Origin of the sequence: Micromonospora sp. NPDC048843 (genome assembly GCF_040649965.1) — a bacterium.
GTDB classification, from domain to species: Bacteria; Actinomycetota; Actinomycetes; order Mycobacteriales; family Micromonosporaceae; genus Micromonospora; species Micromonospora hortensis.
Genome location: NZ_JBEZGJ010000385.1, coordinates 1 through 1,167, shown reverse-complemented (window position 1 = coordinate 1,167; position 1,167 = coordinate 1). Strand labels below are relative to the sequence as shown.

Sequence of the window (1,167 nt, the reverse complement as noted above, 5' to 3'; positions counted from 1 at the left end):
CGTCTTCGGCTTCGTCTTCCTCTACGGCGTGATCCGGCTGGGTGTCCGGCACGCGTTCGAGGATCTGGAGCTGCAACGGGCCAAGGCCCAGCGCGTACGCCGGGTACGGTCGCCGCCGATGTGATGAGCTGTACGGGTGTCGGGGCTGGGACTTGTGCTGCACCCCACCCGGGATGTCACCGAGGTGGTCGGGATCATCGAACGGTGGGCGAAGCGTCACCACAAGACGCTGATGGTGCGCGAGGAGGACCAGCACCGCGTCTCGTCCTGCATCGTGCCGGTGCCGGCGGACGAGGTGGCGGCCCGCGCCGACGCCCTGATCAGCATCGGCGGCGACGGCACCATGTTGGGTGCGCTGCGATCCGCCGTCCTCGACCCGAAGCCGGTGCTCGGCGTACACCTGGGTCGTGTGGGTTTTCTCGTCGAGATCGAGCCGCCGGAGCTGCCTAAGGCGCTGAGCCGGTTGCTGTCGAAGGAGTTCACCGTCGAGTCGCACGCCTGCCTCGCCTGCGACGTGTGTGGCGACGACGTGGTGGCGTTCAACGACATCGCGCTGGTGCGCCAGCCCGGCTCCGGCTTCGTCAACGTCACACTCGCCATCGACGGCCAGCAGTACGGCTACTACCGGTGCGACGCCGTGGTGGTCAGCACCCCGATCGGCTCCACGGCGTACAGCTACGCCGCCGGCGGTCCGCTGATCTCCCCGGCGGCGGACTCGATGGTGGTCACGCCGTCGGCGCCGATGGCCGGCATCTCCCGGTCGGTGGTGCTCTCACCGGACGAGAAGATCCGGCTGGAGCTGGAGCCCGACTCGTCCCCGGTGGTGGTGGAGATGGACGGGTTGGTGTTCCGCGACCCGGCCACCGAGGGAGCTGTGGAAATCAGCTACCGCCGCAACGCCGGCCTGGTGGTGCGCTTCGACCCGCTGCGCTACCAGGAACGCAACCAGTTGAAGATGACGCTGCTCGACCTGCCGTTCCTACCCGAGCAGCTCCGCGAACTGCTCCCCGAGGAGCTGCGCCGCACTCAACGAGAAATACCCCCACCCTGCTGACCCCGGCCCACCCGTCCCCACCTCCGGGGGCGGTGCGTGGTGCGGGGGCGGGTTGGCACTGTGAGCGTAGAGGCGACCGTCGTGGGGCGCAGCCGCGCCTCCGCCGGAAGCGA

Annotated in this window: 1 protein-coding gene; it reads left to right on the top strand. The window is 69.2% G+C overall.

The features are described from left to right. The first annotated feature begins 136 nt into the window (after nt 1–136). Nucleotides 137–1,054: an NAD(+)/NADH kinase gene (locus AB0C20_RS36290; RefSeq protein WP_357182355.1), complete on the top strand. Its 918-nt coding sequence runs from the start codon at nt 137–139 to the stop codon at nt 1,052–1,054. Nucleotides 1,055–1,167: the final 113 nt, after the last annotated feature.